The sequence below is a fragment of the Lacinutrix cladophorae genome (assembly GCF_053604645.1).
The window spans coordinates 110,784-134,667 of the sequence record NZ_JBSHNR010000087.1 but is presented as its reverse complement, the minus strand read 5'-3'; the positions used below and the strand labels follow the sequence as shown (position 1 = coordinate 134,667).

The window sequence follows — 23,884 nt, the reverse complement described above, 5'->3', positions numbered from 1 at the left end:
TTCCCTCAAAAAAGACTCTTAGTTGATACCTTACTGTTGTAAATGTATTAAATGAGGAAACTGATTACTCTTATTTTTTGTTTTAGTGTGCTTTTAGGCTTCTCGCAAGACGAGGATCTTGACAATCTTACTATTCAACTAGCTTTTCAGAAACCTGACACTACAAAGGTTAATACCTCTTTACAAATAATTAAGTTATTATACCACACTAAAGATTACAGTAAAGCGCTACAATTTATTAGAGAAAGTGAAAAACTATCTAATGACTTAAATTACAAGGCAGGTATTGCTGAAATCACCTATTACAAAGCTTTAATTTTTGCAAAAAAAGAAGATTATATTAATGCAATTGAAAACTACACAAAGTCAAAAGAGCTTTACATTTCTTTAGCTGACACACTAGGTATTGCAAAAATTAATAATAGCATTGGTTTGATTGAGATTGCAAGAGGAAACTATGACAAAGGATTACAGTTTTCGCTTTCTTCTATAGACATCCTTGAAAAACGTGATTTAAAGAATGAACTTTGTGATGCTTACAGAAATTTAGCTACTGCATACTACAAAATGAAGGTTTATGATCAAGCTATAATATTTTATAAAAAAACTCTTGATTTACAAGAAAGCCTTGGTTACCAGGAAGAAATTATAGTTACCAGTAAAAACCTAGGGGATTTATTTTATCACAAGCAAGACTACCAAAAAGCAATTTATCATTATAATAATGTACTTACTAGTATTGACGAAGATGACTCTGAGCTAAGAGGGGATGTGTTAACTAATATAGGACGCTCTTATCTTGCCCTTAACAATCTAGATCAAGCTAAAGAATATGTAACACAAGGACTAAGATTAAACAGAAGAATTAATAATGACAAAGGTGTTTTAATAGGTCTTAATACAGCTGGAGAATTATATTTAAGAGAAAAAAAACCAATAGTTGCAGAGCGCTTGCTTTATGAAGCAACGACAATAGCAAGAAAGTTAAAGGACGATAATGAGCTAATAAAAAACTATGGTTTACGAGCAAAACTAGATTCTGTAGAAAGTAATTTTAAACTAGCTTATATTTGGCAAAAAAGGTACTTCGAGCTTAAAGAAAAAGTTAAAAACCAACAACAACAAGAAGCTTCTCATGCTTCCTTAATAAAAGAACCTATTGTAGTTCCTTTAGAAAAGCAAGATTTAAACATTAATAATAATGTAGTAAATCAAGAATTAATAAGTAAACACGAAGAAGAAAAGAAAGCTAATCAAGAAGAGATAAGCAGATTAAAACTTATTTTTTACTCTTTACTTCTCGCTTTACTCGTGGTGTCTACTTTTTTAATTTTAATCTACTTAAAAAGGAACAACAGTATAAAATATACTAAAGAATTAGAAGACAAAAACAAGCAAATTAATATACAAAACGAAGCCATTTTAAATCAAACTAAAAACCTTGAAGATATTAATACAGTAAAAGACAAACTGTTTTCAATTGTATCTCATGACTTAAAAGACTCCCTTACTTCTATTAAAGGGTTTATAGATTTACTTAAAGATGGATCCCTAAGTAAAGCAGAATTCAACCATTTATTACCAGAATTAAGCGAAAACGCAAATAATGCATCTTTACTTTTATTTAATCTTTTAAATTGGTCGAAATCACAAATGCAGTCCTTAGAATCTAAACCTAGCCTGTTTGATGTACAAGAAGTGTTTTTAGATAAATTAAAACTTATCGAACAAAAAACAGAAAAGAAAAACATTAAGATAGAAGATAACTCTTTACGCGATTTTGTTTATGCAGACAAAAGTATGGTAGAAATTATTATTCAAAATCTACTTACTAATGCCGTTAAGTTTTGTAAATCTGGAGATACCATAACAATAAAAAACAACATCAGCAACGGAAACACTTTAATTAGTATAGGAGATACAGGAGTTGGTATTTCTAAAGAAAACCAAGACCAATTATTTAAAAATAATTCTTTTACAACTATTGGTACTAAAAACGAAAAAGGTACGGGATTAGGTTTAACTATTTGTAAAGAACTAGTAGAACTCAATCATGGTAAAATTTGGGTAGAAAGCACCGAAGATATTGGTAGTACTTTTTATGTAGAATTACCAAAAACAAATCCTTCAGGAGGTGTTTAATTTTTAGGCAAAAACACTTCTGCCATCATACAACGTGCACTACCACCACCACAAGATTCAATTGTATCTAAACTACTACTAACAATTTCGCTATGTTTAGTAATCATTTTAATTTGAGCAGGAGTTAAACTATCATGAGCTGCTTGACTCATAACTAAAAAACGCTTATCCTCTTTCCCTCTTACTTGTAGCATATTACCAGCAAAACTACTTACTTGTTCTTCGGTTATACGTATAACTTCTTTACCGCTTTCTTGTAAATGTTTAACTACGTTTTTACGTTCTTTTTTATCGTCTATAGCATCTAAACAAATTACAGCAAAAGTTTCTGCAAGACACATCATTACATTAGTATGGTATATAGCTTCTCGTTTGCCATTTACAGTTTGATTAGCTGTAAATATTATTGGATTATATTCAAAATCTTCACAAAATTCTATAAATAATTCTTCATCTGCACGTGCAGATAATGCACAATAAGCAATACTATTTTTCCGATCTAAAAGAATACTTCCTGTTGCTTCTAAAAAAACGCCTTCTTCCTCTGCGCTTGTATAGTCTACAATATTTTCAATAACAAAGCCTTCTTTTTCTAATGCTAACAAAACATCTTCTCTTCTTTCATTTCTTCTATTTTCTGCAAACATTGGATAAATACCAACGGTTCCGTTTTCATGAAAAGAAATCCAATTATTAGGAAAAATAGAGTCTGGAGTATCAAATTCTTCCGTATCACTTATAACAACAACATGAACCCCTTTATCTCGTAGTTTTTCTACAAAAGTATCAAACTCTTTCTGGGCTTTTACATTTTCTGTTTCTGGCAATATACCATCTGCTTCTTTTTGATAATAATTATTTACTGCAGTTTGCTCATTCCTCCTAAAATTAATAGGACGAATCATTAATATTGTATTTGTGGTTTGTTGCATGTTTTTTTTGGGTCTATAAAGAATTTAGTCTCTAATTAATGGCATGGTGCTACAGCGAAGTAATCCTTCTTGTTTGGATATTTCGGCGTAGGGAACTTCTTCAACAGTAAATCCGTTTTCTCGAAGCCAAGTGTTTAAACGTGTGAAGTTTTTTTCTGAAATCACTACATCTTCAGAAATGGAAAACACATTACTATTCATGTTATACATTTCTTCTTTTGTTATTAGGAAACAATTTTCTTTACCGAAGAAATTTAACAACCATTCATATTCTTCTTCTTCAAGAAACCCTTCCTTATGTAGGATTGCTTTATTGGTTCCTAATGGCTGAAAACAGCAATCTAAATGTAAGGCATTATCCCTTGGGTTTGTTTGCGATTTTCTTAAATTAAAAGACTTTACTATTTTATTAGGAAATGTGTTTTCTATGAATGCCACACCTTCTATGTTGGTTCTAGCAACAATATAATCTGCATAATCCGCTTCTCTATAGGTACCAACAAAAATATAATCATTCCAAGGCATTACATCTCCTCCTTCAATATGAACTTCTTCTGGTGGTCGAATTACTTTATCTGGATCAATTTGATCTACCACGTATTTTATAGCGTCTAATTCGTTTTCTCTATCTGGTAAAATATTGGCTTTTACAAAAACATCATCAATTACAAAAGCTATATCTCTTGCGAATATTTGATTACAATCTTTTATTAATTCTGGTCTATATATAGTAACATCATATTTTTTAAAAACGGATGCAACAGCTTCCATTTCTTTTACCATATCTTCTTCTATTGGGTAAGTTCCTTGTTTAATATGATAGGCTGATTTAGGATCGTAAGCTTCTTCCAAACTTGGTGTTGGCCCATTACTTTTTGCAATACCTAAAACAACTGCTCTTAATCTTGATGTTTCGTTTTTTACGTTTAGTTTTAACATGATGTAAATATATAAAAAAGCTCCATAATTTCTTATGAAGCTTTTTTACAGATTAAGTTATTAATCTTATCTGTTTTTAATGTCTTTAAAAGCTCTACTATTTTCTCCAATATATATTTGTCTTGGTCTACCAATTGGTTCTTTACGTAAACGCATTTCACGCCATTGCGCAATCCAACCTGGCAATCTACCTAATGCAAACATTACAGTAAACATATCTGTAGGAATCCCCATAGCTCTATAAATAATACCAGAATAGAAATCTACATTTGGATATAATTTTCTATCCACAAAATATTTATCTTCTAGTGCTTCTTTTTCTAGTCCTTTTGCTATATCTAAAATTGGATCTTCTACACCAAGATCTCCTAGAACCTCGTCTGCAGCTACTTTTATAATTTTTGCTCTTGGGTCGAAATTTTTATATACTCTATGTCCAAAGCCCATTAAACGGAAAGGATCACTCTTGTCCTTAGCTTTAGCCATATATTTTTTTGTATCTCCATCATCCTCTTCAATACCACTTAACATTTCTAAAACTGCTTGGTTTGCGCCACCGTGTAATGGTCCCCAAAGTGCAGAAATACCCGAAGAAATAGAAGCAAATAAACCAGTGTGTGCAGAACCTACTATACGTACTGTAGAAGTAGAACAGTTTTGCTCGTGATCTGCATGTAAAATTAATAGCTTATCTAAGGCATTAACTAAAATGGAACTTTGTTTATATTCTTCGTTTGGTTTTTCAAACATCATTTTTAAGATGTTTTCTACATAACCTAACGAGTTGTCTCCATAATTTAATGGCAGGCCTTGTTTTTTACGCATTGTCCATGCTACTAACACAGGAAATTTACCTAGAATTCTAACTACACTTTTGTACATATCCTCTTCTGAATCTACATTTACAGAAGAAGGATTAAATGCTGTTAATGCACTTGTTAAAGAAGATAGTACTCCCATTGGATGTGCAGATTTAGGGAATGCATCTAATATTTTTTTTATGTCATCATCTACAACCGACTGGGCTTTTATGTCTGAATGAAATTTTTCTAATTCTACTTTAGTTGGTAATTCACCAAAAATAAGCAAGAATGCTACTTCAAGGAAATCTGCTTTTTCTGCTAATTCTTCAATAGAATAACCTCTATATCTTAAAATACCTTCTTCTCCATTTAAAAATGTGATAGCACTTTCGCATGCTCCTGTATTTTTATAACCTGGATCTATAGTTGTTATTCCACCTGTTGCTCCTCTTAAGGTTTTAATATCTATAGCAACTTCGTTTTCTGTACCTACAATTAAAGGAAATTCATACTTTTTTCCATCAATCTCTAATGTAGCTGTTTTTGACATATTTATATTTGAGTATTATTTTGTTTTGCGGAATGCTAAATTACGAAAAATCACACGATTATTAAAGCGAAGTGACAAAGGTTTTTTTAATAGGATTATTATTAAAATTTATGTCACAAAAAAAACGCTTATTTTGTCAATAAGCGTTTTTTTTTAAGTCAAATAATATTGGTTTATTCTTTTATAATTTTAAACGTTTTATTTTTTCCATTAACAGATACTTTTAAAAAGTAAATACCACTTTCTAGCTTAGACATATCATATTCTAGATGTGTACCTTCTATGCTATTGGTTTTAAAATTTTCTACAGACTGCCCTAAAAGGGAGTATAAATTTAAGGTGTATTCTTCATTTTCATTTAAACCTTCAATATTGAAATAATTGTTTACAGGATTAGGATATACACGAATACCATTAAAGGCACTAAAGTTGTCTACTCCCAGTGTAAAAGTAATATAAGTATAGTCGGAAACTCCATATTCATTATATGCTTGAACTCTAAAATTATATTGAGTACCTGTAACTAAATTATTAACTAGTTGACTATAATCACTATCTACATTATTAGCAAAAATGGTATAGGTTTCAAGTGAATCCATATTTTCTAAAGTAAACCCTTGATTACAAGCAGTACTCGTTGTGTTCCAATTAAATTCAATTCCATCAATGCTTTCCGTATAGGTTAACGTAGGAATATTATCTGGGTTTGTACAAAGTTCAAAAACTGCTGTTAATGTTGTTTCTTCTTCTGGAATTAAATATAAATCATTAGTAACTGTCTCAGACCAATAGTTTAATCTATATACACCATCGGTACCATTAACTGTTTGTGAAGGAGCTCCTATAGGCAACCTTAAGTGTTCTACAAATGTTTCTGTAAATGGTGTAACTATTCCAGGGCCATCAATACTCACTTCAAGTCCTGCAGGTTGTGTTGCAAAAGTAATATCGGTTTTTAAAGGAAAAACTTCAGCAAATCCTTCAGATTCTTGATCAATATCATCTGTAACTTTAGCTATAATTTTATACCACACATCAGAAGCTATTTCGCCTACATCTGGAATAACAAAAGTTCCGCTATCTACTCCAGTTGCAAATGCTGGCCCATCATGTAAATGATCGTTATGATGAAACTCAACAAACCAAGTATAATTTGATGCAGGTATTACGCCCATTTCTGGATCGGTAGCAGTAGCTGAAAAATTGATAGTTTCTCCTGCTTGGTACATACTTCCATTTACGGGAGAGGTAGCTGTTACAGTAACTGTTGCTGATTCATTAAAGGGAATTACTGTTAATTCAAAAGTTTCACTCCAAACTTCTCCATAAGAATTAAATACTCTAGCCTGATATGTACCTGCACTAGCCATTGTGGTAGTCCATATTCTATAAATAGCAGCGTTTGGTGCATTAGAGATAATAGTTCCATTCTTATACCATTGGTAAGTTAAATCTGGAGCACCAGCAGCAACAACATTAAAAGTAGTTCTCTCTCCGTCCATAGTTACAGTATCTTCTTCTTGTTGAATTATAACAGGTATATCTGTATCTGTATACTCAATCTTATATAAGATATTATCTATTCTACTAAAAAAGTATAAATAACCATCTGGACTTGTTGTAAGGTAAATTCCACCTCTAGGAATCCCTGTAGCAAAAGTTTCTCTTGTACTTGTTAAATCGTGAATATGAGTATGACCATCTGTAAGATCATCATAAGGGTCTACTATATTAATCCATTGATTAGAAAATTCTAAAAAGAAATATTTATTTACATATTCGTTAGGATATTTTGGCACTAATGGATCATAGAAAGCTCCTCCTGTAATAGCATAACCTGTTATATCATTTACAACACCTGGATGCGCATAAGCATAAGAAGGTTCATCGTAAATAGAAGTTGCAGTACTATTTGGTCCTTCTTCATTTGGCCATCCAAAATTTCTATTTGCTACAGTAGCGTTATTAATTTCTTCCCAAGCTACTTGCCCTACATCATTTATATAAATTGTATTAGTTGCTTTATGAATAGCCATTGTATATGGGTTTCTCAATCCAATTCCCCAAAACAAATCACTAACTCCTCCACTACCATAATATGGGTTGTCTGTTGGAATAGTACCATCTTTATTAATACGTAATACTTTTCCATGGGTAGTATTGATGTCTTGTGCATTATTTGGGATACTATTATCACCAGTTGTAGTAAATAAATGGCCAGCATCATCAAAAACGATAGCACCTCCAACATGCCATCTATATAAAATGGGACTTAATTCTAAAAGCACTAGCTCTGAAGATAAATCGAAAACACCATTAGAATAGTTAAATCTAGAAACTACATTATTTGTTGATTCTTCTACTGTATATGTAATATAGACGTATGGAGAACTTGGATAATCTGGATCTACAGCAATAGAAGCTAACCCTCTATCTCCACTTATTGTGGAATTTATTGTTGGTATATAAACTATTGGTTCTGCAGAAGTAACTCCATTTTCATGCAAGTATATTTCTCCATTTTGCTTTGCTATTAGGATATTGTTTTCATCTATAAAAGCAAAACAACTTGCATTTTCAACTTTGTCGGTAACTTCAACCAAGGCAAAACCTTCAGGTAATACTTGAGAAAAAGTTAGACTAAATAGTAACGAAAATAGTAATGTAAAAAGGTAATTTTTTTTCATAATCATTTAATAATAAAACAAATAAATGCAAAATGCATTTATTTGTTTTTTTTTGCAAAGTTAGCAAATTTATTTATTGTAGAGATTAATCGAACTTTAAAAGTTGAAGAATAGAACTCTTCTTTTAAACTAAAAAATCTACTTTATTTTAAAAGCTTTCTCTTTCGGGTAGTAAGCTACTTGTCCTAATTCTTCTTCTATACGAAGTAATTGGTTGTATTTTGCCATTCTATCACTACGAGATGCAGAACCTGTTTTTATTTGCCCACAATTTAAAGCAACTGCTAAATCGGCAATAGTATTATCTTCTGTTTCACCAGATCTATGAGACATTACAGAAGTGTAACCAGCGTTGTGAGCCATATTTACAGCTGCAATAGTTTCTGTTAATGTACCAATTTGATTAACTTTTATTAAAATAGAATTTGCGGTATTACTTTCTATACCTCTTAATAAACGTTCTACGTTAGTTACAAATAAATCATCTCCAACTAATTGCACTTTATCGCCAATTTTCTCTGTTAAATATTTCCAACCGTCCCAATCGTTTTCATCCATTCCATCTTCAATAGATATTATTGGGTATTTAGCTGCTAATTCGGCTAAGTAATCTGCTTGTTCTTTACTTGTTCTTACTTTTCCTTTGTCTCCTTCAAATTTAGTGTAATCGTATTTTCCGTCTACATAAAATTCTGCAGAAGCACAATCTAAAGCAATCATAACATCGTCTCCTAATTTGTATCCTGCATTATCTACTGCTTTTGCAATAGTTTCTAAAGCATCTTCTGTTCCTCCTTCTAGGTTTGGTGCAAAACCACCTTCATCTCCAACAGCTGTGCTTAATCCTCTATCGTGCAATACTTTTTTTAAGTTATGGAAAATTTCCGTTCCCATTTGCATTGCATGTGTAAAGTTTTTAGCTTTTACAGGCATTACCATAAATTCTTGAAAAGCTATTGGTGCATCACTATGTGAGCCTCCATTAATGATATTCATCATTGGAACTGGTAATGTGTTAGCTGAAACACCTCCTACATAACGATATAATGGTAAAGCTAATTCATTTGCTGCTGCTTTTGCAACGGCTAAGGAAACTCCTAAAATTGCATTTGCTCCTAATTTAGATTTGTTTGGGGTACCATCTAAATCTATCATGATTTGATCAATATCATTTTGATCAAAAACAGAAACACCTAATAATTCCTCTGCAATAATTGTATTCACATTAGTTACAGCTTTGGTTACACCTTTTCCCATGAATGCTTTTCCACCATCACGTAGCTCTACAGCTTCGTGTTCTCCTGTTGAAGCACCTGATGGTACAGCTGCTCTTCCTAAAAATCCATTTTCTGTAATAACATCTACTTCTACTGTTGGATTTCCTCTTGAATCTAAAATTTGTCTTGCGTGAATATTAATTATAATGCTCATAAAATATGTTTTTGTTGTTCAAATTTACTTTTAATTATCTTTTATTTAGTAAGTTAATTAAAGAATTATTTATAATTGTTTCGATAACGTTTTAGTAAAACAGAAAAGACAACAAAGTTCTATTTTTGTTGTCTTTTTTGTATTAATTAGCTCTAATGTTTTTAATAAACTCATCAAATAAATAAGATGAATCATGTGGTCCAGGACTAGCTTCTGGATGATATTGTACCGAAAAACAGTTTTTGCTTTTCATTTTAATTCCTGCAACGGTATCATCATTAAGGTGTAGGTGTGTTATTTCTAGGTCTGGATGTGCTTCTGTTTCTTCTCTATTAATTGCAAACCCATGATTTTGCGAAGTAATTTCTCCTTTACCTGTTATTAAATTCTTTACTGGATGGTTAATACCTCTATGTCCATTATGCATTTTATAAGTAGAGATTCCGTTGGCTAAAGCAATAACTTGATGCCCTAAACAGATACCAAACAATGGTAAGTCTTTTTTAATAATCTCTTTTGCTACTTGTTGAGCTTCTATTAGAGGTTCAGGATCTCCTGGTCCATTAGACAAGAAATATCCATCTGGATTCCATGCTTCTAATTCTTCAAATTTAGCGTTGTATGGAAACACTTTAATGTACGCGTCTCTTTTTGCTAAGTTTCGAAGTATGTTCTTTTTAATTCCTATATCTAGAGCTGCAATTTTTAAAGAAGCATTTTCATTTCCAAAATAATAGGCTTCTTTAGTTGAAACTTTTGAAGCTAGTTCTAAACCTTGCATTTTTGGTATTTGAGCAAGTTCTTTTTTTAGTCCATCAATATTTTCAACATCTGTAGAAATTACTGCATTCATAGCCCCATTATCTCTAATATAACTTACAAGAGCTCTTGTATCTATATCTGAAATAGCTAAAAGGTTGTTTTTGTCTAAAAATTCTTCTAATGAAGCATCTGCTGCATCTCGAGAATACTCGTAACTAAAATTCTTACAGATTAATCCTGCAATTTTTATAGCATCCGATTCTATTTCTTCGGTATTTGTACCATAATTACCAATATGTGCATTGGTTGTTACCATTAGTTGGCCAAAGTAAGAAGGGTCTGTGAAAATTTCTTGATAACCTGTCATTCCAGTATTAAAACAAACTTCTCCAAAAGAAGTTCCTTCTTTATTAGCGACTGCTTTACCATGAAAAATGGTTCCATCTGCTAATAGAATGATTGCTTTTCTAAGAGATTGGTATTTCATTGTGTGTGTTTTGTAGTGTTGTTTGGTTTACAAAATTGCATAAAAAAAAGGATAAACTAAAATAGTTTATCCTTTATATTTTTATATCCTTATTAACAATTACTATAATGTATCATAATATTGAAATATTTTAAAAAGATCAGCATCTTCTGAGACAGAAAGTTTATTTTCTTTAATAAAGCTTTTAACCGCTTCTTTTTTATTAGCCATTAACTTTAAAACGCTTGACTTTTTAATTTTAATAGCTTCAATTTCACCATTTTTCTCTACATAATAACTAGAAGTAATATCTATTTTATCTTTACCCATTTTTTGTTGAGTCATAGGGTTAATTCTAGTAGTTGTTATTGTTGGGCTATATGCTTTAAATAATGCTATTTCTTTACCTTCATGTACTACTTCTAATAAATAACTTTGTCCTTTATCGATACTTTTTTTAACAAAAGATTTTCTACCAATCTTTACTTTGGTTAAATCTCTATTATTAAAAGCAAAAACCTTACCGGTTTTATCATTATCTAAAAGAGCTTCAATACGGTTAAATTTCACATTAAAGTTACAATTTGGTATATTATATCCTTTACCACTTACATCATGAACTTCTGCTCTATTTATCCAATTGTTATATAAATAAAAAGTACCTTCTAAATCACTTGATATTGTAGAATTTATCCAAAATCCGCTTCTTCCATTAATATTCTGTATATCACTACCATTATTTCCTCCTCCATCGGGTAAAATTGTAGTACTACTTTGTGCAAAAGAAATTGTGACACTCATAAAGAGTGCAATAAAAATTAGTTTTTTCATAATAAGATTTTAGTGTTTATTCTAGATGTAAATATAAAAAAAAAGACAAACTTAATTAAGTTTGTCTTTTGATTAAAAGTTAAAAAAATGTTATTTTTTTATTCTTCTTCGTTAGTAGCTTTAGTCTCTGCAACTGGTGCAACTTCTTTATTTCCACCTCTTCTACTTCTACGAGTAGTTTTCTTAGGTTTTTTGTCTGCATTGTAGATTTCATTATAATCTACAAGTTCGATCATTGCCATATCTGCATTATCCCCTAAACGATTTCCTAGCTTAATTATACGAGTATAACCACCTGGACGATCACCAACTTTAGTAGCAACTTCTCTAAATAATTCTGTTACTGCATCTTTCTGTCTTAATCTAGACATAACAATACGTCTGTTATGTGTAGTATCTTCTTTAGACTTTGTGATCATTGGTTCAACAAAACCTTTTAACGCTTTAGCTTTAGCTACAGTTGTATTAATACGTTTGTGTTCTATTAAAGAACAAGCCATATTTGCTAACATTGCTTTTCTGTGCGCTGTTTGTCTACCTAAGTGATTTACTTTTTTTCCGTGTCTCATGACATTTTTGTTTTAGCTTCATCTAGCTCTACTCTCTTTAGAGGAGCAAACTATGAAGTAATTAATCTTTATCTAATTTATATTTTGAAAGGTCCATACCAAAGTTCAAACCTTTAACATTTACAAGCTCTTCAAGCTCTGTTAATGACTTTTTACCGAAGTTACGGAATTTCATTAAGTCATTTTTATTGAAAGATACTAAGTCACCTAAAGTATCTACTTCTGCAGCTTTTAAACAATTAAGTGCACGTACAGATAAATCCATATCTACTAATTTTGTTTTAAGCAATTGTCTCATGTGAAGAGATTCTTCATCATAAGTTTCAGTTTGTGCAATTTCATCCGCTTCTAATGTGATACGCTCATCTGAGAATAACATAAAGTGGTGAATAAGCGTTTTTGCTCCTTCTGTTAAAGCATCTTGAGGTGTGATAGAACCATCTGTTACAATTTCGAAAACTAATTTTTCGTAATCTGTTTTTTGTTCTACACGAAAATTCTCAATACTATATTTAACATTTTTTATAGGTGTATAAATAGAATCTGTAAAGATTGTACCAATTGGTGCAGATGATTTTTTGTTTTCTTCTGCAGGTACATAACCTCTTCCTTTTTCAATTGTAATTTCCATGTTAATGTTTACTTTAGGATCTAAATTACAGATTACTAATTCTGAATTTAATACTTGAAATCCTGAAATAAACTTTTGAAAATCTCCAGCTGTAATTTGTTCTTGGCCAGAAATAGAGATAGAAACAGATTCGTTATCTACATCTTCTATTTGACGCTTAAAACGCATTTGTTTTAAGTTTAATATCATTTCTGTAACATCTTCAACAACACCTGCGATAGTAGAAAATTCGTGATCTACTCCTTCCATTCTTACTGATGTAATTGCAAATCCTTCTAAAGAAGAAAGTAAAACTCTTCTTAAAGCGTTTCCAACTGTTAATCCATAACCAGGTTCTAATGGTCTGAATTCGAATTTACCTTCGAAGTCAGTAGAATCGATCATGATTACTTTATCTGGTTTTTGAAAATTAAATACTGCCATATTTTCTTCGTTTTAATTGTTATTTAGTTGCGCGATTTATAAGTATGAAGAAGACTAATAAATCCTTTGGCTAAATACCAATGTGGGTTATTTATTATTTAGAATATAATTCTACGATGAATTGCTCATTAATGTTTTCTGGAATTTGAATTCTAGCAGGAACAGAAACATAAGTTCCTTGCTTTGTATCATTATTCCAAGTAATCCACTCGTATACGTTACTTGAGTTTGATAAAGATTTATCAATAGTTTCAAGTGATTTTGATTTTTCTCTTACAGCTACAACATCTCCTGCTTTTAAAGAATAAGAAGGAATATTTACTAACTCACCATTTACGGTTATGTGTCTGTGAGATACTAATTGTCTAGCGCCACTTCTAGAAGGAGAAATTCCCATTCTAAATACTACATTGTCTAATCTAGATTCGCAAAGTTGTAATAAAACTTCACCTGTAATACCTTGTGCAGCAGTTGCTTTTTTGAATAAACCTCTAAATTGACGCTCTAAAATACCATAAGTATATTTAGCTTTTTGTTTTTCCATTAACTGGATTGCGTATTCAGATTTTTTTCCACGACGTCTAGCGTTTCCGTGTTGTCCTGGAGGGTAATTTCTTTTTTCAAAAGATTTATCTTCTCCAAATATAGCTTCACCAAATTTACGAGCTATTTTAGTTTTAGGACCAGTATATCTTGCCATTTTAAATTGTTTTTAAGAGTGTTTGTGAATTAAGGTCTTAATCTTATCCTTCGACAAACGTTGATCTCTTGTTGATACTTGTTTATATTTTTCAGTTTGCAAATTTACATATAAAAAATTTAATAGCAACTATAAAAACAGTTGCTATTAAATTAATTAAATATATAAATTATACTCTTCTTCTTTTAGGAGGACGACATCCATTATGTGGTAATGGAGTAACATCAATAATTTCTGTTACTTCAATTCCTGCATTATGAATAGAACGAATAGCAGATTCTCTACCATTTCCAGGTCCTTTAACGTAAGCTTTCACTTTCTTTAACCCAGCTTCTTGTGCTACAGCAGCAGCATCTTCTGCAGCTAATTGTGCAGCATAAGGAGTGTTCTTTTTAGAACCTCTGAATCCCATTTTACCAGCAGAAGACCATGAAATAACGTCTCCTTTTTTGTTAGTAAGTGAAATAATGATGTTGTTAAAAGAAGCTGTAATGTGTACTTCTCCAACTGCATCAACTATAACTTTACGTTTTTTAGTACTTGACTTTGCCATATTATATTTAGCTTTTAGTAATAGTTAATAGTCGCTAGAATCCTAAACCGTTAAATTTCAAACAGATTCTTTCCAACGTCTAAAGACTAAAGACTATGTTATTATTTAGTTGCTTTTTTCTTGTTAGCAACAGTTTTTCTTCTACCTTTTCTAGTTCTAGAGTTGTTTTTAGTACGTTGTCCTCTTAATGGAAGACCAGATCTATGACGAATACCTCTGTAACATCCAATATCCATTAATCGCTTAATGTTTAATTGTGTTTCAGAACGTAATTCACCTTCAATTGTATACGAACCTACAGCATCACGAATGGCTGCTATTTGGTCATCGTTCCAATCTTGAACTTTAATACTTTCATCAACTTTAGCTGAAGCTAAAATTTCTTTTGATCTGCTTCTACCTACTCCGTAGATATAAGTTAGAGAGATTACTCCTCTTTTCTGTTTTGGTATGTCTACACCTGCAATTCTTGCCATAATTACCCTTGTCTTTGTTTGAATCTAGGATTCTTTTTGTTAATCACGTAAAGTCTACCTTTTCTACGCACTATTTTGCAATCTGCGCTTCTTTTTTTAACTGATGCTCTTACTTTCATCGTATTGGTATTAGTATCTATAAGTTATACGAGCCTTCGTTAAATCGTAAGGACTCATTTCTAATTTTACTTTATCTCCTGGTAATAATTTAATATAATGCATACGCATTTTACCGGAAATGTGTGCAGTCACAATGTGACCATTTTCTAATTCAACACGAAACATAGCATTTGATAATGCTTCAATAATTGTTCCGTCTTGTTCTATTGCTGCTTGTTTTGCCATAGTATATAAATTAAGCTACTGCTTTTCTATTTTTACCAGTTTTCATCAAGCCGTCATAGTGTCTATTTAACAAGTAAGAATTTACTTGTTGCATAGTATCAATTGCAACTCCAACCATAATTAATAGTGATGTTCCACCAAAAAATAAAGCCCAACCAGATTGTACATTCATTAGCTTAACTATAAATGCTGGGAACACAGCAATAAGTGCTAAAAATATAGAACCAGGTAATGTGATTTGCGACATGATTTTATCTAAATATTCTGATGTTTCAGATCCAGGGCGTATGCCAGGAATAAATCCTCCACTACGTTTTAGATCATCTGCCATCTTATTTGTTGGTACTGTAATTGCAGTATAAAAATATGTAAATATAATAATTAATAAAGCAAATATTAAGTTATACCAAAAGCCAAACATATCTGAAAAATTAGTTTGCATCCATTGTCCAGCCGAAGTATCTTTTAAGAACGAAGAACTACCTATTAAACCTGGCACAAACATAATTGCTTGTGCAAATATAATTGGCATTACTCCTGAGGCATTAAGCTTTAATGGAATAAACTGTCTTGCACCACCAAATACGTTTTTCTCGTATCCTCCAGATGCAGTTCTTCTTGCATATTGTACTGCTATTTTTCTAACAGCCATTACTAACATGATACATGCTGCAATAATTGCTAACCAAATTACTAGTTCAAAAAGAATTAACATTACATTATTACCTTCTAATCTAGAAGAAGCGTTTAATAAGAAGTTTTTAGGCAAGGTTGCTATTATACCAACCATAATTAATAAGGAAATACCATTACCAATACCTTTATCTGTAATCTTCTCACCTAACCACATTGCAAAAATACATCCTGTTACTAAAATAATAACAGAAGAAAAATAAAATAAACCTCCTTGGCCTAATAAAAAGGCTGATTGAGGAATTCCTAAAGCTGGTAAGCTAGCTAGATATCCAGGAGCTTGTACCAAACATATTGCAATAGTTAACCAACGTGTTATTTGCGTGATTTTCTTTTGTCCACTTGCTCCTTCTTTTTGTAGTTTTTGTAAATAAGGAATAGCTATTCCCATTAATTGTACTACAATCGAAGCAGAAATGTAAGGCATGATACCAAGAGCAAAAACAGAAGCATTAGCAAATGCTCCTCCTGTAAATGCATTTAACAAACCTAATAAACCATCTTCAGTATTACCTTGTATACCTTCTAATTGTGAAGCATCAATACCTGGAAGTACTACCTGTGCTCCAAAACGATATACCAAGAGTAAACCTAATGTTAAGATTATACGGTTTCTTAGTTCTTCAATTTTCCAAACATTCTTTAATGTCTCTATAAATTTCATGCTTCTTAATTAATTATAAAGTTACTGCTTCTCCTCCAGCTGCTTCGATAGCTGCTTTTGCAGTTGCTGTAAATTTATGAGCTGTTACTGTTAATTTAGATTTTAATTCACCACGTCCTAATATTTTTACTAGCTCATTTTTGCCAGCTAAACGTAATGCTATCATTGTATCTAAATCAAGAGTATCTTTAATTACTTTGTCGTCAATTAACTGTTGTAGTTTATCTAAGTTTATACCTTGATATTCTTTACGGTTAATATTAGTAAAACCAAATTTAGGTACACGACGTTGGATAGGCATTTGACCTCCTTCAAAACCAACTTTTTTCGAGTAACCAGAACGAGATTTAGCACCTTTGTGACCACGTGTTGCAGTACCACCTTTTCCAGTACCTTGACCACGACCTATTCGTTTACCTTGATTTTTTACTGAACCTTCTGCAGGTTTTAAATTACTTAAATCCATTTGTAAGTGTTATATTATTTTGCTTCTTCAACAGAAACTAAATGTGAAACTTTAGCAACCATACCAAGGATATTTGGTGTGGCATCGTGCTCTACTACTTGACCAATCTTTTTAAGACCAAGAGCTTCTAAAGTTCTCTTTTGTCTTTGCGTACGATTGATTGCACTCTTTACTTTTTTTACTTTTATCTTTGCCATCGTTTTCCTTTATTATCCTTTAAAAACTTTTTCAAGAGAAACTCCTCTATCACGAGCAATTGTTCTTGCATCTCTTAATTGTAATAAAGCATCAAATGTTGCTTTTACTACGTTATGAGGGTTTGATGAACCTTGAGATTTTGATAATACATCATGTACTCCAACTGCCTCAAGAACTGTTCTTACAGCTCCTCCAGCAATTACTCCTGTACCAGGAGCTGCAGGAATGATGTTTACTCTTGCTCCACCAAATTTTCCTTTTTGTCCGTGTGGTAAAGTACTTTTTATTAAAGGAATACGTACTAGGTTTTTCTTTGCGTCTTCTACTGCTTTTGCAATTGCACTAGCAACGTCTTTAGATTTTCCTAAACCGTGTCCTACTACACCCGCTTCATCACCAACCACTACGATTGCTGAAAAACCAAATGCTCTACCACCTTTAGTTACTTTAGTAACTCTTTGTACTCCAACTAAACGATCTTTAAGATCTAATCCACTTGGTTTTACTAGCTCTGCGCTTTTGTATTTTTGATACATAATTTCTTAGAATTTAAGTCCTGCTTCTCTAGCTCCTTCAGCTAATGATTTTACTCTACCATGATATAAATAACCACCTCTGTCAAAAGAGATTGTATTAATACCAGCTTTTATTGCTTTTTCGGCCACAGATTTACCTACTAATGTAGCTACTTCTGTTTTATTACCTTTAGCAGAACTAATGTCTTTATCTCTTGAAGATGCAGCACTGATAGTTTTACCAGTTACATCATCAACTATTTGAGCATAAATTTCTTTATTACTTCTAAAAACAGATAATCTTGGTCTTGTTTCTGTACCAGATACAGTCTTACGAATTCTGTTTTTTATTCTTATTCTTCTTTCGAATTTTGATAGTGCCATAACTTATTTATTAAGCTGATTTACCTGCTTTTCTTCTTAATACTTCTCCTACAAACTTAACTCCTTTACCTTTGTAAGGTTCTGGTCTACGGAAGCCACGTATTTTTGCAGCTACCTGTCCAACAAGTTGTTTGTCGTGAGATGTTAATTTTATTATTGGATTTTTTCCTTTATCTGAAACTGTTTCAATTTTAACTTCAGGAGCTATATCCAATACTATGTTATGCGAAAAACCTAAAGCTAAATCTAACTTTTGCCCTTGGTTTGATGCTCTATATCCTACACCTACTAACTCTAACTGTTTAGTCCATCCTTTAGATACACCTTCAATCATATTATGCATCAATGATCTATATAAACCATGTTTTGCTTTTTGATCTTTAGAGTCTGAAGAACGAGTAACCATCACGTTACCATCTTCTACTTTGATTTCTATAGTATCAAAGTTTTGTGTTAATTCTCCTAATTTACCTTTTACAGTAACAACATTATCTTTAATGTCTACTGTTACGCCTTCTGGAATGGCTACTGGATTATTTCCTATTCTTGACATTTCTTTTGGGCTTTAAATTAGTAAACGTAACAAAGTACTTCACCACCTACATTATCTCTTTGTGCTTGCTTACCTGTCATTACTCCATGAGAAGTAGAAACTATGGCAATACCAAGACCGTTTAAGATTCTAGGCAATTCTTTTGAACTTGCATACTTACGTAAACCTGGTTTACTGATTCTTTGAATTTTCTTAATTACTGGTTCTTTTGTTTCTTTATTGTACTTAAGGGCAATTTTAATTGTTCCTTGTACAGAAGAATCATCAAACTTGTAACTTAAAATATATCCTTGATCGAATAATATTTTAGTAATTTCTTTTTTCAAGTTAGAAGCAGGTATTTCCACCACTCTGTGGTTTGCTCTTACCGCATTTCGAACTCTAGTTAAATAATCCGCTATTGGATCTGTATACATAACTAATTGATTTTGTGATCTTGGTTTTCAACGTTGGTGTTGAACCTAAAATCTGATTATATTTAATTTTACCAACTTGCTTTTCTAACACCTGGGATTAAGCCTTGATTTGCCATTTCTCTAAATGTAACACGAGAGATACCAAATGTACGCATGTAACCTTTTGGTCTTCCTGTTAATTTACATCTATTGTGCATACGCACTGGCGAAGCATTTTTAGGTAACTTTTGTAATGCTTCATAATCTCCAGCTTCTTTTAAAGCTTTACGTTTTTCAGCATATTTTGCTACTGTTTTTGCTCTTTTAACCTCGCGGGCTTTCATTGATTCTTTAGCCATAACTTAGTTCTTTTTAAAAGGTAATCCTAGTTCTGTTAATAATGATTTTGCTTCTTTGTCTGTTTCGGCAGAAGTTACAAATGTGATATCCATTCCTGAGATTTTATTTACCTTATCGATATTAATCTCTGGGAAGATAATTTGTTCAACAACTCCTAAGTTGTAGTTACCTCTTCCGTCAAATCCTGTAGCTTTAATTCCGTTAAAATCTCTTACACGTGGTAAGGCAATTGTTATTAAACGGTCTAAAAACTCATACATTCTTTCTCCACGTAAAGTTACTTTAGCGCCAATTGGCATTCCTTTACGTAATTTAAAAGTAGCAACATCCTTTTTAGATATTGTTGCTATCGCTTTTTGTCCAGTTATAGTTGTCAATTCTTCTAACGCGTAGTCGATTAACTTTTTATCTGCTACTGCTGCACCAACTCCTTTAGATAAAACTATCTTTTTAAGTTTTGGTACTTGCATTACATTTTTATAACTAAATTCTTCTGTAAGAGCAGCAACTATTTTGCTATTATACTCTTCTTTAAGTCTAGGTGAATATGCCATAACTATATTACTTCATTAGATTTTTTTGAAAATCTTACTTTCTTATCGCCTTCCATTCTATAACCTACTCTTGTTGTTTCTCCTTTAGAAGTTAACAACGATAAGTTAGATATTTGAATAGCAGCTTCTTTTTCTACGATTCCACCTTGAGGGCTTTGTGCACTTGGTTTAGTATGTTTCTTAACCATGTTTATACCTTCAACGATCGCTTTGTTCTTATCGATTAATACTTTAAGTACTTTTCCTTCTGATCCTTTATGATCTCCAGCAATTACTTTTACTGTATCTCCTGATTTTATTTTAAGCTTTGTCATCTTTATAAATGTATTAAAGCACTTCTGGTGCTAATGATACAATTTTCATGAATTGTTTATCACGAAGTTCTCTAGCAACAGGTCCAAATACACGTGTTCCTCTCATTTCACCCGTTGGGTTTAAAAGCACACAAGCATTGTCGTCAAATCTTATATAAGATCCGTCTGGACGTCTTACTTCTTTTTTAGTACGTACTACAACTGCAGTAGAAACAGCTCCTTTTTTAATGTTTCCATTAGGAGTTGCGTCTTTTACTGTAACAACTATTTTGTCACCTACAGATGCGTATCTTCTTTTTGTACCACCTAGAACACGAATGGTTAAAACCTCTTTTGCTCCAGTGTTATCAGCTACCTTTAATCTTGATTCTGTTTGTACCATAATTATTTAGCTCTTTCTATTATTTCAACTAATCTCCAACATTTAGATTTAGATAAAGGTCTTGTTTCCATGATCTTTACTGTATCTCCAATGTTACAGTCGTTTGTTTCGTCGTGTGCAACATATTTCTTTGTTTTTAACACGAACTTACCATACATAGGGTGTTTTACTTTTTTTACTTCGGCAACAACAATTGATTTCATCATTTTGTTACTAGTAACTACACCTATACGTTCTTTTCTTAAGTTTCTTTTTTCCATCTTTTCAGCTGAATTATTGTAATTCTCTTTTAGTTAATTCAGTCGCAATTCTAGCTACAGCTCTTCTTACAGAACGTAACTGTATTGGATTCTCTAAAGGAGATACTACATGAGCCATTTTAAGGTCTGAATAACTTCTTCTAGTCTCACTAAGTTTCTCTTGTAACTCAGCAGTAGATAATTCTTTAATTTCTGATTGTTTCATCATCTTAAATTATTATGCTTGATAATCTCTAGCAATTACAAACTTAGTTTTTACTGGTAGTTTTTGTGCTGCTAAACGTAAAGCTTCTTGCGCTACTTCTAATGGCACTCCACCGATTTCGAATAAGATTCTTCCTGGTTTAACTACTGCTGCCCAATATTCTACAGCACCTTTACCTTTACCCATACGTACTTCAAGTGGTTTCTTTGTGATTGGTTTATCTGGAAAGATTTTAATCCACAATGATCCTTCTCTTTTCATGTAACGAGTAGCAGCAATACGTGCAGCTTCAATTTGACGTGAAGTTAAAAAGTTTGAATCTAATGATTTTATTCCAAAAGTACCGTATGATAATTGGTGACCTCTACCAGAGTTCCCCTTCATACGTCCCTTTTGCATTTTTCTAAATTTTGTTCTTTTAGGCTGTAACATTTTGTCTTTTCTTTAAAAAATTACTTTCTACGACGAGATTGATTCTTATTATCTCTTCCGCCTCTTCCACCTTTTCCTTGCTTCTTAGATAATCCAACAAGCGGAGAAAGTTCTCTTTTACCATATACTTCGCCTTTCATGATCCATACTTTCACACCTAATCTACCATAAGTAGTATGTGCCTCAACTAAAGCATAGTCAATATCAGCTCTAAAGGTTGATAAAGGAATACGTCCTTCTTTGTAGTGTTCACTACGTGCCATTTCAGCACCATTTAAACGACCACTAATTTGGATTTTAATTCCTTCAGCATTCATTCGCATTGTAGCAGCAATTGCCATTTTGATAGCACGTCTATATGAAATTCTATTTTCAATTTGACGAGCAATACTAGATCCTACTAAAAATGCGTCAAGTTCTGGTCTTTTGATTTCAAATATATTTATTTGAACCTCTTTACCTGTAATCTTTTTAAGCTCTTCTTTTAACTTGTCTACCTCTTGTCCACCTTTTCCGATAATAATACCAGGTCTAGCTGTAGTGATAGTAACGGTTACAAGTTTTAAAGTTCTTTCAATGATTACTCTTGAAACACTAGCTTTAGATAAACGTGCATGAACGTATTTTCTGATCTTATCGTCTTCGGCAAGCTTATCACCATAATCGTTTCCTCCGTACCAGTTAGATTCCCATCCTCTGATAATTCCTAAGCGATTTCCGATTGGATTTGTTTTTTGTCCCATATCTATCTTAGCTTTGTGTATTATTGTTAGCCCCTACCACTAATGTTACGTGGTTTGAACGTTTTCTTATTCTGTGTGCACGACCTTGAGGTGCTGGACGCAATCTTTTTAACATTGCTCCTCCATCTACTCTAATTTCTTTAACAAATAGTTCAGCCTCTTCAATGCTAGCATCTTCGTTTTTAGCTTGCCAGTTTGCAATTGCAGACAATAACAATTTCTCTAAACGATTTGAAGCTTCTTTTTGACTAAACTTTAAAATGTTAAGTGCTTTTTCTACGCGTTCACCTCTTACTAAATCGGCTACTAAACGCATTTTTCTTGGTGATGTAGGACAATTATTAAGTTTTGCAAAAGCGATTTCCTTTTTTGCTTCCTTAATAGCGTCTGCCATTTGTTTTTTACGACTTCCCATAGCTCTACTTTTTACCTTTATTTTTAGCACCAGCGTGACCTCTAAATGATCTTGTTGGTGAAAATTCTCCTAACTTATGTCCTACCATGTTTTCAGTTACGTAAACTGGCACAAATTGACGACCGTTATGTACAGCTATTGTTTGTCCAACAAAGTCTGGAGTAATCATACTTGCTCTTGACCAAGTTTTGATTACTGTCTTTTTGTTTGCTTCTACGTTAGCTGCAACTTTCTTTTCTAATTTATAATGAACGTAAGGTCCTTTTTTTAATGATCTTGACATGTCTTATTTCTTTCTACGTTCTACAATATATTTATTACTCGCTTTTGTTTTAGAACGGGTTCTATAACCTTTAGCAGGTATACCATTTCTAGAACGAGGATGACCACCAGAAGATTTTCCTTCTCCACCACCCATTGGATGATCAACAGGATTCATTACTACTGGTCTAGTACGCGGACGTCTACCTAACCATCTTGTTCTACCTGCTTTACCAGAAACTAACAATTGATGATCGGAGTTAGAAACAACTCCTATTGTAGCCATACATGTTACTAACACTAAACGTGTTTCACCTGATGGTAATTTTACAGTTGCAAATCTACCATCTCTTGCCATTAATTGAGCAAAGGCACCAGCACTTCGAGCCATAACAGCTCCTTGACCTGGACGCAACTCTAAACAAGAAATAATAGTACCTAGCGGTATATTACTTAGTGGCATAGCATTTCCTATTTCCGGACCTGCTGTGTCACCTGACACTACTGTTTGACCTACTTGTAAGCCATTTTGAGCAATAATGTATCTCTTCTCGCCATCTTGATAATTCAATAAAGCGATGAATGCAGTTCTATTTGGATCGTATTGAATAGACATAACTTCACCAGGAACTCCTGCTTTATCACGTTTAAAATCGATAATACGATACTTTCTTTTATGACCTCCACCTATATAGCGCATGGTCATTCTTCCTTGACTGTTTCTACCACCAGACCTTTTATTCGGAGCTAATAAACTTTTCTCCGGCTTATCAGTAGTAATGGCGTCAAATCCATTAACTACTCTAAATCGCTGTCCTGGTGTGATTGGTTTTAATTTTCTTACTGACAT

The 23,884-nt window shown here is 32.4% G+C and carries 33 protein-coding genes; 1 reads left to right on the top strand and 32 read right to left on the bottom strand.

The genetic code is table 11. The features are described 5' to 3' along the window. Window positions 1–51: 51 nt before the first annotated feature. Window positions 52–2,142 (top strand): tetratricopeptide repeat-containing sensor histidine kinase, encoded by a 2,091-nt coding sequence (locus ACVC3Y_RS05340; protein ID WP_452226311.1) that lies wholly within the window; start codon window positions 52–54, stop codon window positions 2,140–2,142. On the opposite strand, the gene ctlX is transcribed toward ACVC3Y_RS05340, so the two are convergent. From ctlX to rplB, 32 genes are all read right to left on the bottom strand, one after another. Continuing rightward, window positions 2,139–3,074, bottom strand: a complete 936-nt coding sequence (ctlX, locus tag ACVC3Y_RS05335; RefSeq protein WP_303425555.1) for a citrulline utilization hydrolase CtlX — start codon at window positions 3,072–3,074, stop codon at window positions 2,139–2,141. The genes ACVC3Y_RS05340 and ctlX overlap by 4 nt on opposite strands. A 24-nt stretch (window positions 3,075–3,098) precedes the next feature. Then, complete coding sequence (locus ACVC3Y_RS05330; RefSeq protein ID WP_303425553.1) at window positions 3,099–4,013, bottom strand: dimethylarginine dimethylaminohydrolase family protein; 915 nt, start codon at window positions 4,011–4,013, stop codon at window positions 3,099–3,101. A 66-nt stretch (window positions 4,014–4,079) separates the two neighbouring features. Then, window positions 4,080–5,366: a citrate synthase gene (locus ACVC3Y_RS05325; protein ID WP_452226310.1), complete on the bottom strand. Its 1,287-nt coding sequence runs from the start codon at window positions 5,364–5,366 to the stop codon at window positions 4,080–4,082. A 173-nt stretch (window positions 5,367–5,539) separates the two neighbouring features. Further along, a complete protein-coding gene (locus ACVC3Y_RS05320) occupies window positions 5,540–8,053 on the bottom strand; it encodes a PQQ-dependent sugar dehydrogenase (RefSeq protein WP_303425550.1) in 2,514 nt (837 codons plus the stop codon). Window positions 8,054–8,191: 138 nt separating this feature from the next. Next, window positions 8,192–9,484: a phosphopyruvate hydratase gene (gene eno, locus ACVC3Y_RS05315; protein WP_452226309.1), complete on the bottom strand. Its 1,293-nt coding sequence runs from the start codon at window positions 9,482–9,484 to the stop codon at window positions 8,192–8,194. Window positions 9,485–9,626: 142 nt separating this feature from the next. Further along, on the bottom strand, window positions 9,627–10,733 hold the full coding sequence (gene carA, locus ACVC3Y_RS05310; RefSeq protein ID WP_303425548.1) for a glutamine-hydrolyzing carbamoyl-phosphate synthase small subunit: 1,107 nt from the start codon (window positions 10,731–10,733) through the stop codon (window positions 9,627–9,629). A 102-nt stretch (window positions 10,734–10,835) separates the two neighbouring features. Next, window positions 10,836–11,543 carry a hypothetical protein gene (locus ACVC3Y_RS05305; protein ID WP_303425547.1) on the bottom strand — a complete coding sequence of 236 codons (708 nt, stop codon included), beginning with the start codon at window positions 11,541–11,543 and terminating at the stop codon, window positions 10,836–10,838. A gap of 98 nt (window positions 11,544–11,641) precedes the next feature. Beyond that, on the bottom strand, window positions 11,642–12,112 hold the full coding sequence (rplQ, locus tag ACVC3Y_RS05300; RefSeq protein ID WP_452226308.1) for a 50S ribosomal protein L17: 471 nt from the start codon (window positions 12,110–12,112) through the stop codon (window positions 11,642–11,644). 61 nt (window positions 12,113–12,173) lie between these two features. After that, complete coding sequence (locus ACVC3Y_RS05295; RefSeq protein ID WP_303425544.1) at window positions 12,174–13,166, bottom strand: DNA-directed RNA polymerase subunit alpha; 993 nt, start codon at window positions 13,164–13,166, stop codon at window positions 12,174–12,176. Between the two features lie 94 nt (window positions 13,167–13,260). Next, a complete protein-coding gene (gene rpsD, locus ACVC3Y_RS05290; RefSeq protein WP_452226307.1) occupies window positions 13,261–13,866 on the bottom strand; it encodes a 30S ribosomal protein S4 in 606 nt (201 codons plus the stop codon). A 169-nt stretch (window positions 13,867–14,035) separates the two neighbouring features. Next, window positions 14,036–14,419 (bottom strand): 30S ribosomal protein S11, encoded by a 384-nt coding sequence (gene rpsK, locus ACVC3Y_RS05285; protein WP_303425541.1) that lies wholly within the window; start codon window positions 14,417–14,419, stop codon window positions 14,036–14,038. Between the two features lie 101 nt (window positions 14,420–14,520). After that, window positions 14,521–14,895, bottom strand: a complete 375-nt coding sequence (gene rpsM, locus ACVC3Y_RS05280) for a 30S ribosomal protein S13 (RefSeq protein ID WP_303425539.1) — start codon at window positions 14,893–14,895, stop codon at window positions 14,521–14,523. 2 nt (window positions 14,896–14,897) lie between these two features. After that, window positions 14,898–15,014: a type B 50S ribosomal protein L36 gene (ykgO, locus tag ACVC3Y_RS05275; protein WP_013305171.1), complete on the bottom strand. Its 117-nt coding sequence runs from the start codon at window positions 15,012–15,014 to the stop codon at window positions 14,898–14,900. Between the two features lie 10 nt (window positions 15,015–15,024). After that, window positions 15,025–15,240 carry a translation initiation factor IF-1 gene (gene infA, locus ACVC3Y_RS05270; protein WP_007094967.1) on the bottom strand — a complete coding sequence of 72 codons (216 nt, stop codon included), beginning with the start codon at window positions 15,238–15,240 and terminating at the stop codon, window positions 15,025–15,027. Window positions 15,241–15,250: 10 nt separating this feature from the next. After that, a complete protein-coding gene (gene secY / locus ACVC3Y_RS05265) occupies window positions 15,251–16,597 on the bottom strand; it encodes a preprotein translocase subunit SecY (RefSeq protein ID WP_303425538.1) in 1,347 nt (448 codons plus the stop codon). Between the two features lie 13 nt (window positions 16,598–16,610). Beyond that, complete coding sequence (rplO, locus tag ACVC3Y_RS05260) at window positions 16,611–17,063, bottom strand: 50S ribosomal protein L15 (RefSeq protein WP_303425537.1); 453 nt, start codon at window positions 17,061–17,063, stop codon at window positions 16,611–16,613. 14 nt (window positions 17,064–17,077) lie between these two features. Then, the gene (gene rpmD / locus ACVC3Y_RS05255; RefSeq protein ID WP_215966978.1) at window positions 17,078–17,260 is read right to left on the bottom strand and encodes a 50S ribosomal protein L30; all 183 of its coding nucleotides are present in this window, start codon (window positions 17,258–17,260) and stop codon (window positions 17,078–17,080) included. Window positions 17,261–17,272: 12 nt separating this feature from the next. Next, window positions 17,273–17,797: a 30S ribosomal protein S5 gene (gene rpsE, locus ACVC3Y_RS05250; RefSeq protein WP_303425535.1), complete on the bottom strand. Its 525-nt coding sequence runs from the start codon at window positions 17,795–17,797 to the stop codon at window positions 17,273–17,275. A 6-nt stretch (window positions 17,798–17,803) separates the two neighbouring features. Further along, on the bottom strand, window positions 17,804–18,160 hold the full coding sequence (rplR, locus tag ACVC3Y_RS05245; RefSeq protein ID WP_303425534.1) for a 50S ribosomal protein L18: 357 nt from the start codon (window positions 18,158–18,160) through the stop codon (window positions 17,804–17,806). A gap of 10 nt (window positions 18,161–18,170) precedes the next feature. Continuing rightward, a complete protein-coding gene (rplF, locus tag ACVC3Y_RS05240; protein WP_303425533.1) occupies window positions 18,171–18,713 on the bottom strand; it encodes a 50S ribosomal protein L6 in 543 nt (180 codons plus the stop codon). Between the two features lie 17 nt (window positions 18,714–18,730). Next, the gene (gene rpsH, locus ACVC3Y_RS05235; RefSeq protein WP_303425531.1) at window positions 18,731–19,129 is read right to left on the bottom strand and encodes a 30S ribosomal protein S8; all 399 of its coding nucleotides are present in this window, start codon (window positions 19,127–19,129) and stop codon (window positions 18,731–18,733) included. Between the two features lie 68 nt (window positions 19,130–19,197). Further along, window positions 19,198–19,467 (bottom strand): 30S ribosomal protein S14, encoded by a 270-nt coding sequence (gene rpsN, locus ACVC3Y_RS05230; protein WP_034043320.1) that lies wholly within the window; start codon window positions 19,465–19,467, stop codon window positions 19,198–19,200. 3 nt (window positions 19,468–19,470) lie between these two features. Continuing rightward, window positions 19,471–20,022, bottom strand: a complete 552-nt coding sequence (gene rplE, locus ACVC3Y_RS05225; protein WP_303425527.1) for a 50S ribosomal protein L5 — start codon at window positions 20,020–20,022, stop codon at window positions 19,471–19,473. A gap of 2 nt (window positions 20,023–20,024) precedes the next feature. Further along, entirely contained in the window at window positions 20,025–20,336 is a 312-nt protein-coding gene (gene rplX / locus ACVC3Y_RS05220; protein ID WP_303425524.1) for a 50S ribosomal protein L24, read from the bottom strand. A gap of 13 nt (window positions 20,337–20,349) precedes the next feature. Continuing rightward, complete coding sequence (rplN, locus tag ACVC3Y_RS05215) at window positions 20,350–20,718, bottom strand: 50S ribosomal protein L14 (protein WP_183486600.1); 369 nt, start codon at window positions 20,716–20,718, stop codon at window positions 20,350–20,352. Window positions 20,719–20,720: 2 nt separating this feature from the next. Continuing rightward, window positions 20,721–20,978 carry a 30S ribosomal protein S17 gene (gene rpsQ, locus ACVC3Y_RS05210; RefSeq protein ID WP_013869035.1) on the bottom strand — a complete coding sequence of 86 codons (258 nt, stop codon included), beginning with the start codon at window positions 20,976–20,978 and terminating at the stop codon, window positions 20,721–20,723. 13 nt (window positions 20,979–20,991) lie between these two features. Then, window positions 20,992–21,183 carry a 50S ribosomal protein L29 gene (gene rpmC, locus ACVC3Y_RS05205; RefSeq protein ID WP_215967034.1) on the bottom strand — a complete coding sequence of 64 codons (192 nt, stop codon included), beginning with the start codon at window positions 21,181–21,183 and terminating at the stop codon, window positions 20,992–20,994. A 12-nt stretch (window positions 21,184–21,195) separates the two neighbouring features. Beyond that, entirely contained in the window at window positions 21,196–21,615 is a 420-nt protein-coding gene (gene rplP / locus ACVC3Y_RS05200; RefSeq protein ID WP_055442878.1) for a 50S ribosomal protein L16, read from the bottom strand. A gap of 20 nt (window positions 21,616–21,635) precedes the next feature. After that, window positions 21,636–22,358: a 30S ribosomal protein S3 gene (rpsC, locus tag ACVC3Y_RS05195; protein ID WP_215966971.1), complete on the bottom strand. Its 723-nt coding sequence runs from the start codon at window positions 22,356–22,358 to the stop codon at window positions 21,636–21,638. Window positions 22,359–22,365: 7 nt separating this feature from the next. Next, window positions 22,366–22,773 carry a 50S ribosomal protein L22 gene (gene rplV, locus ACVC3Y_RS05190; protein WP_303425513.1) on the bottom strand — a complete coding sequence of 136 codons (408 nt, stop codon included), beginning with the start codon at window positions 22,771–22,773 and terminating at the stop codon, window positions 22,366–22,368. 4 nt (window positions 22,774–22,777) lie between these two features. Next, complete coding sequence (gene rpsS / locus ACVC3Y_RS05185; protein ID WP_072349809.1) at window positions 22,778–23,056, bottom strand: 30S ribosomal protein S19; 279 nt, start codon at window positions 23,054–23,056, stop codon at window positions 22,778–22,780. A 3-nt stretch (window positions 23,057–23,059) separates the two neighbouring features. Continuing rightward, on the bottom strand, window positions 23,060–23,884 hold the full coding sequence (gene rplB, locus ACVC3Y_RS05180; RefSeq protein ID WP_303425508.1) for a 50S ribosomal protein L2: 825 nt from the start codon (window positions 23,882–23,884) through the stop codon (window positions 23,060–23,062).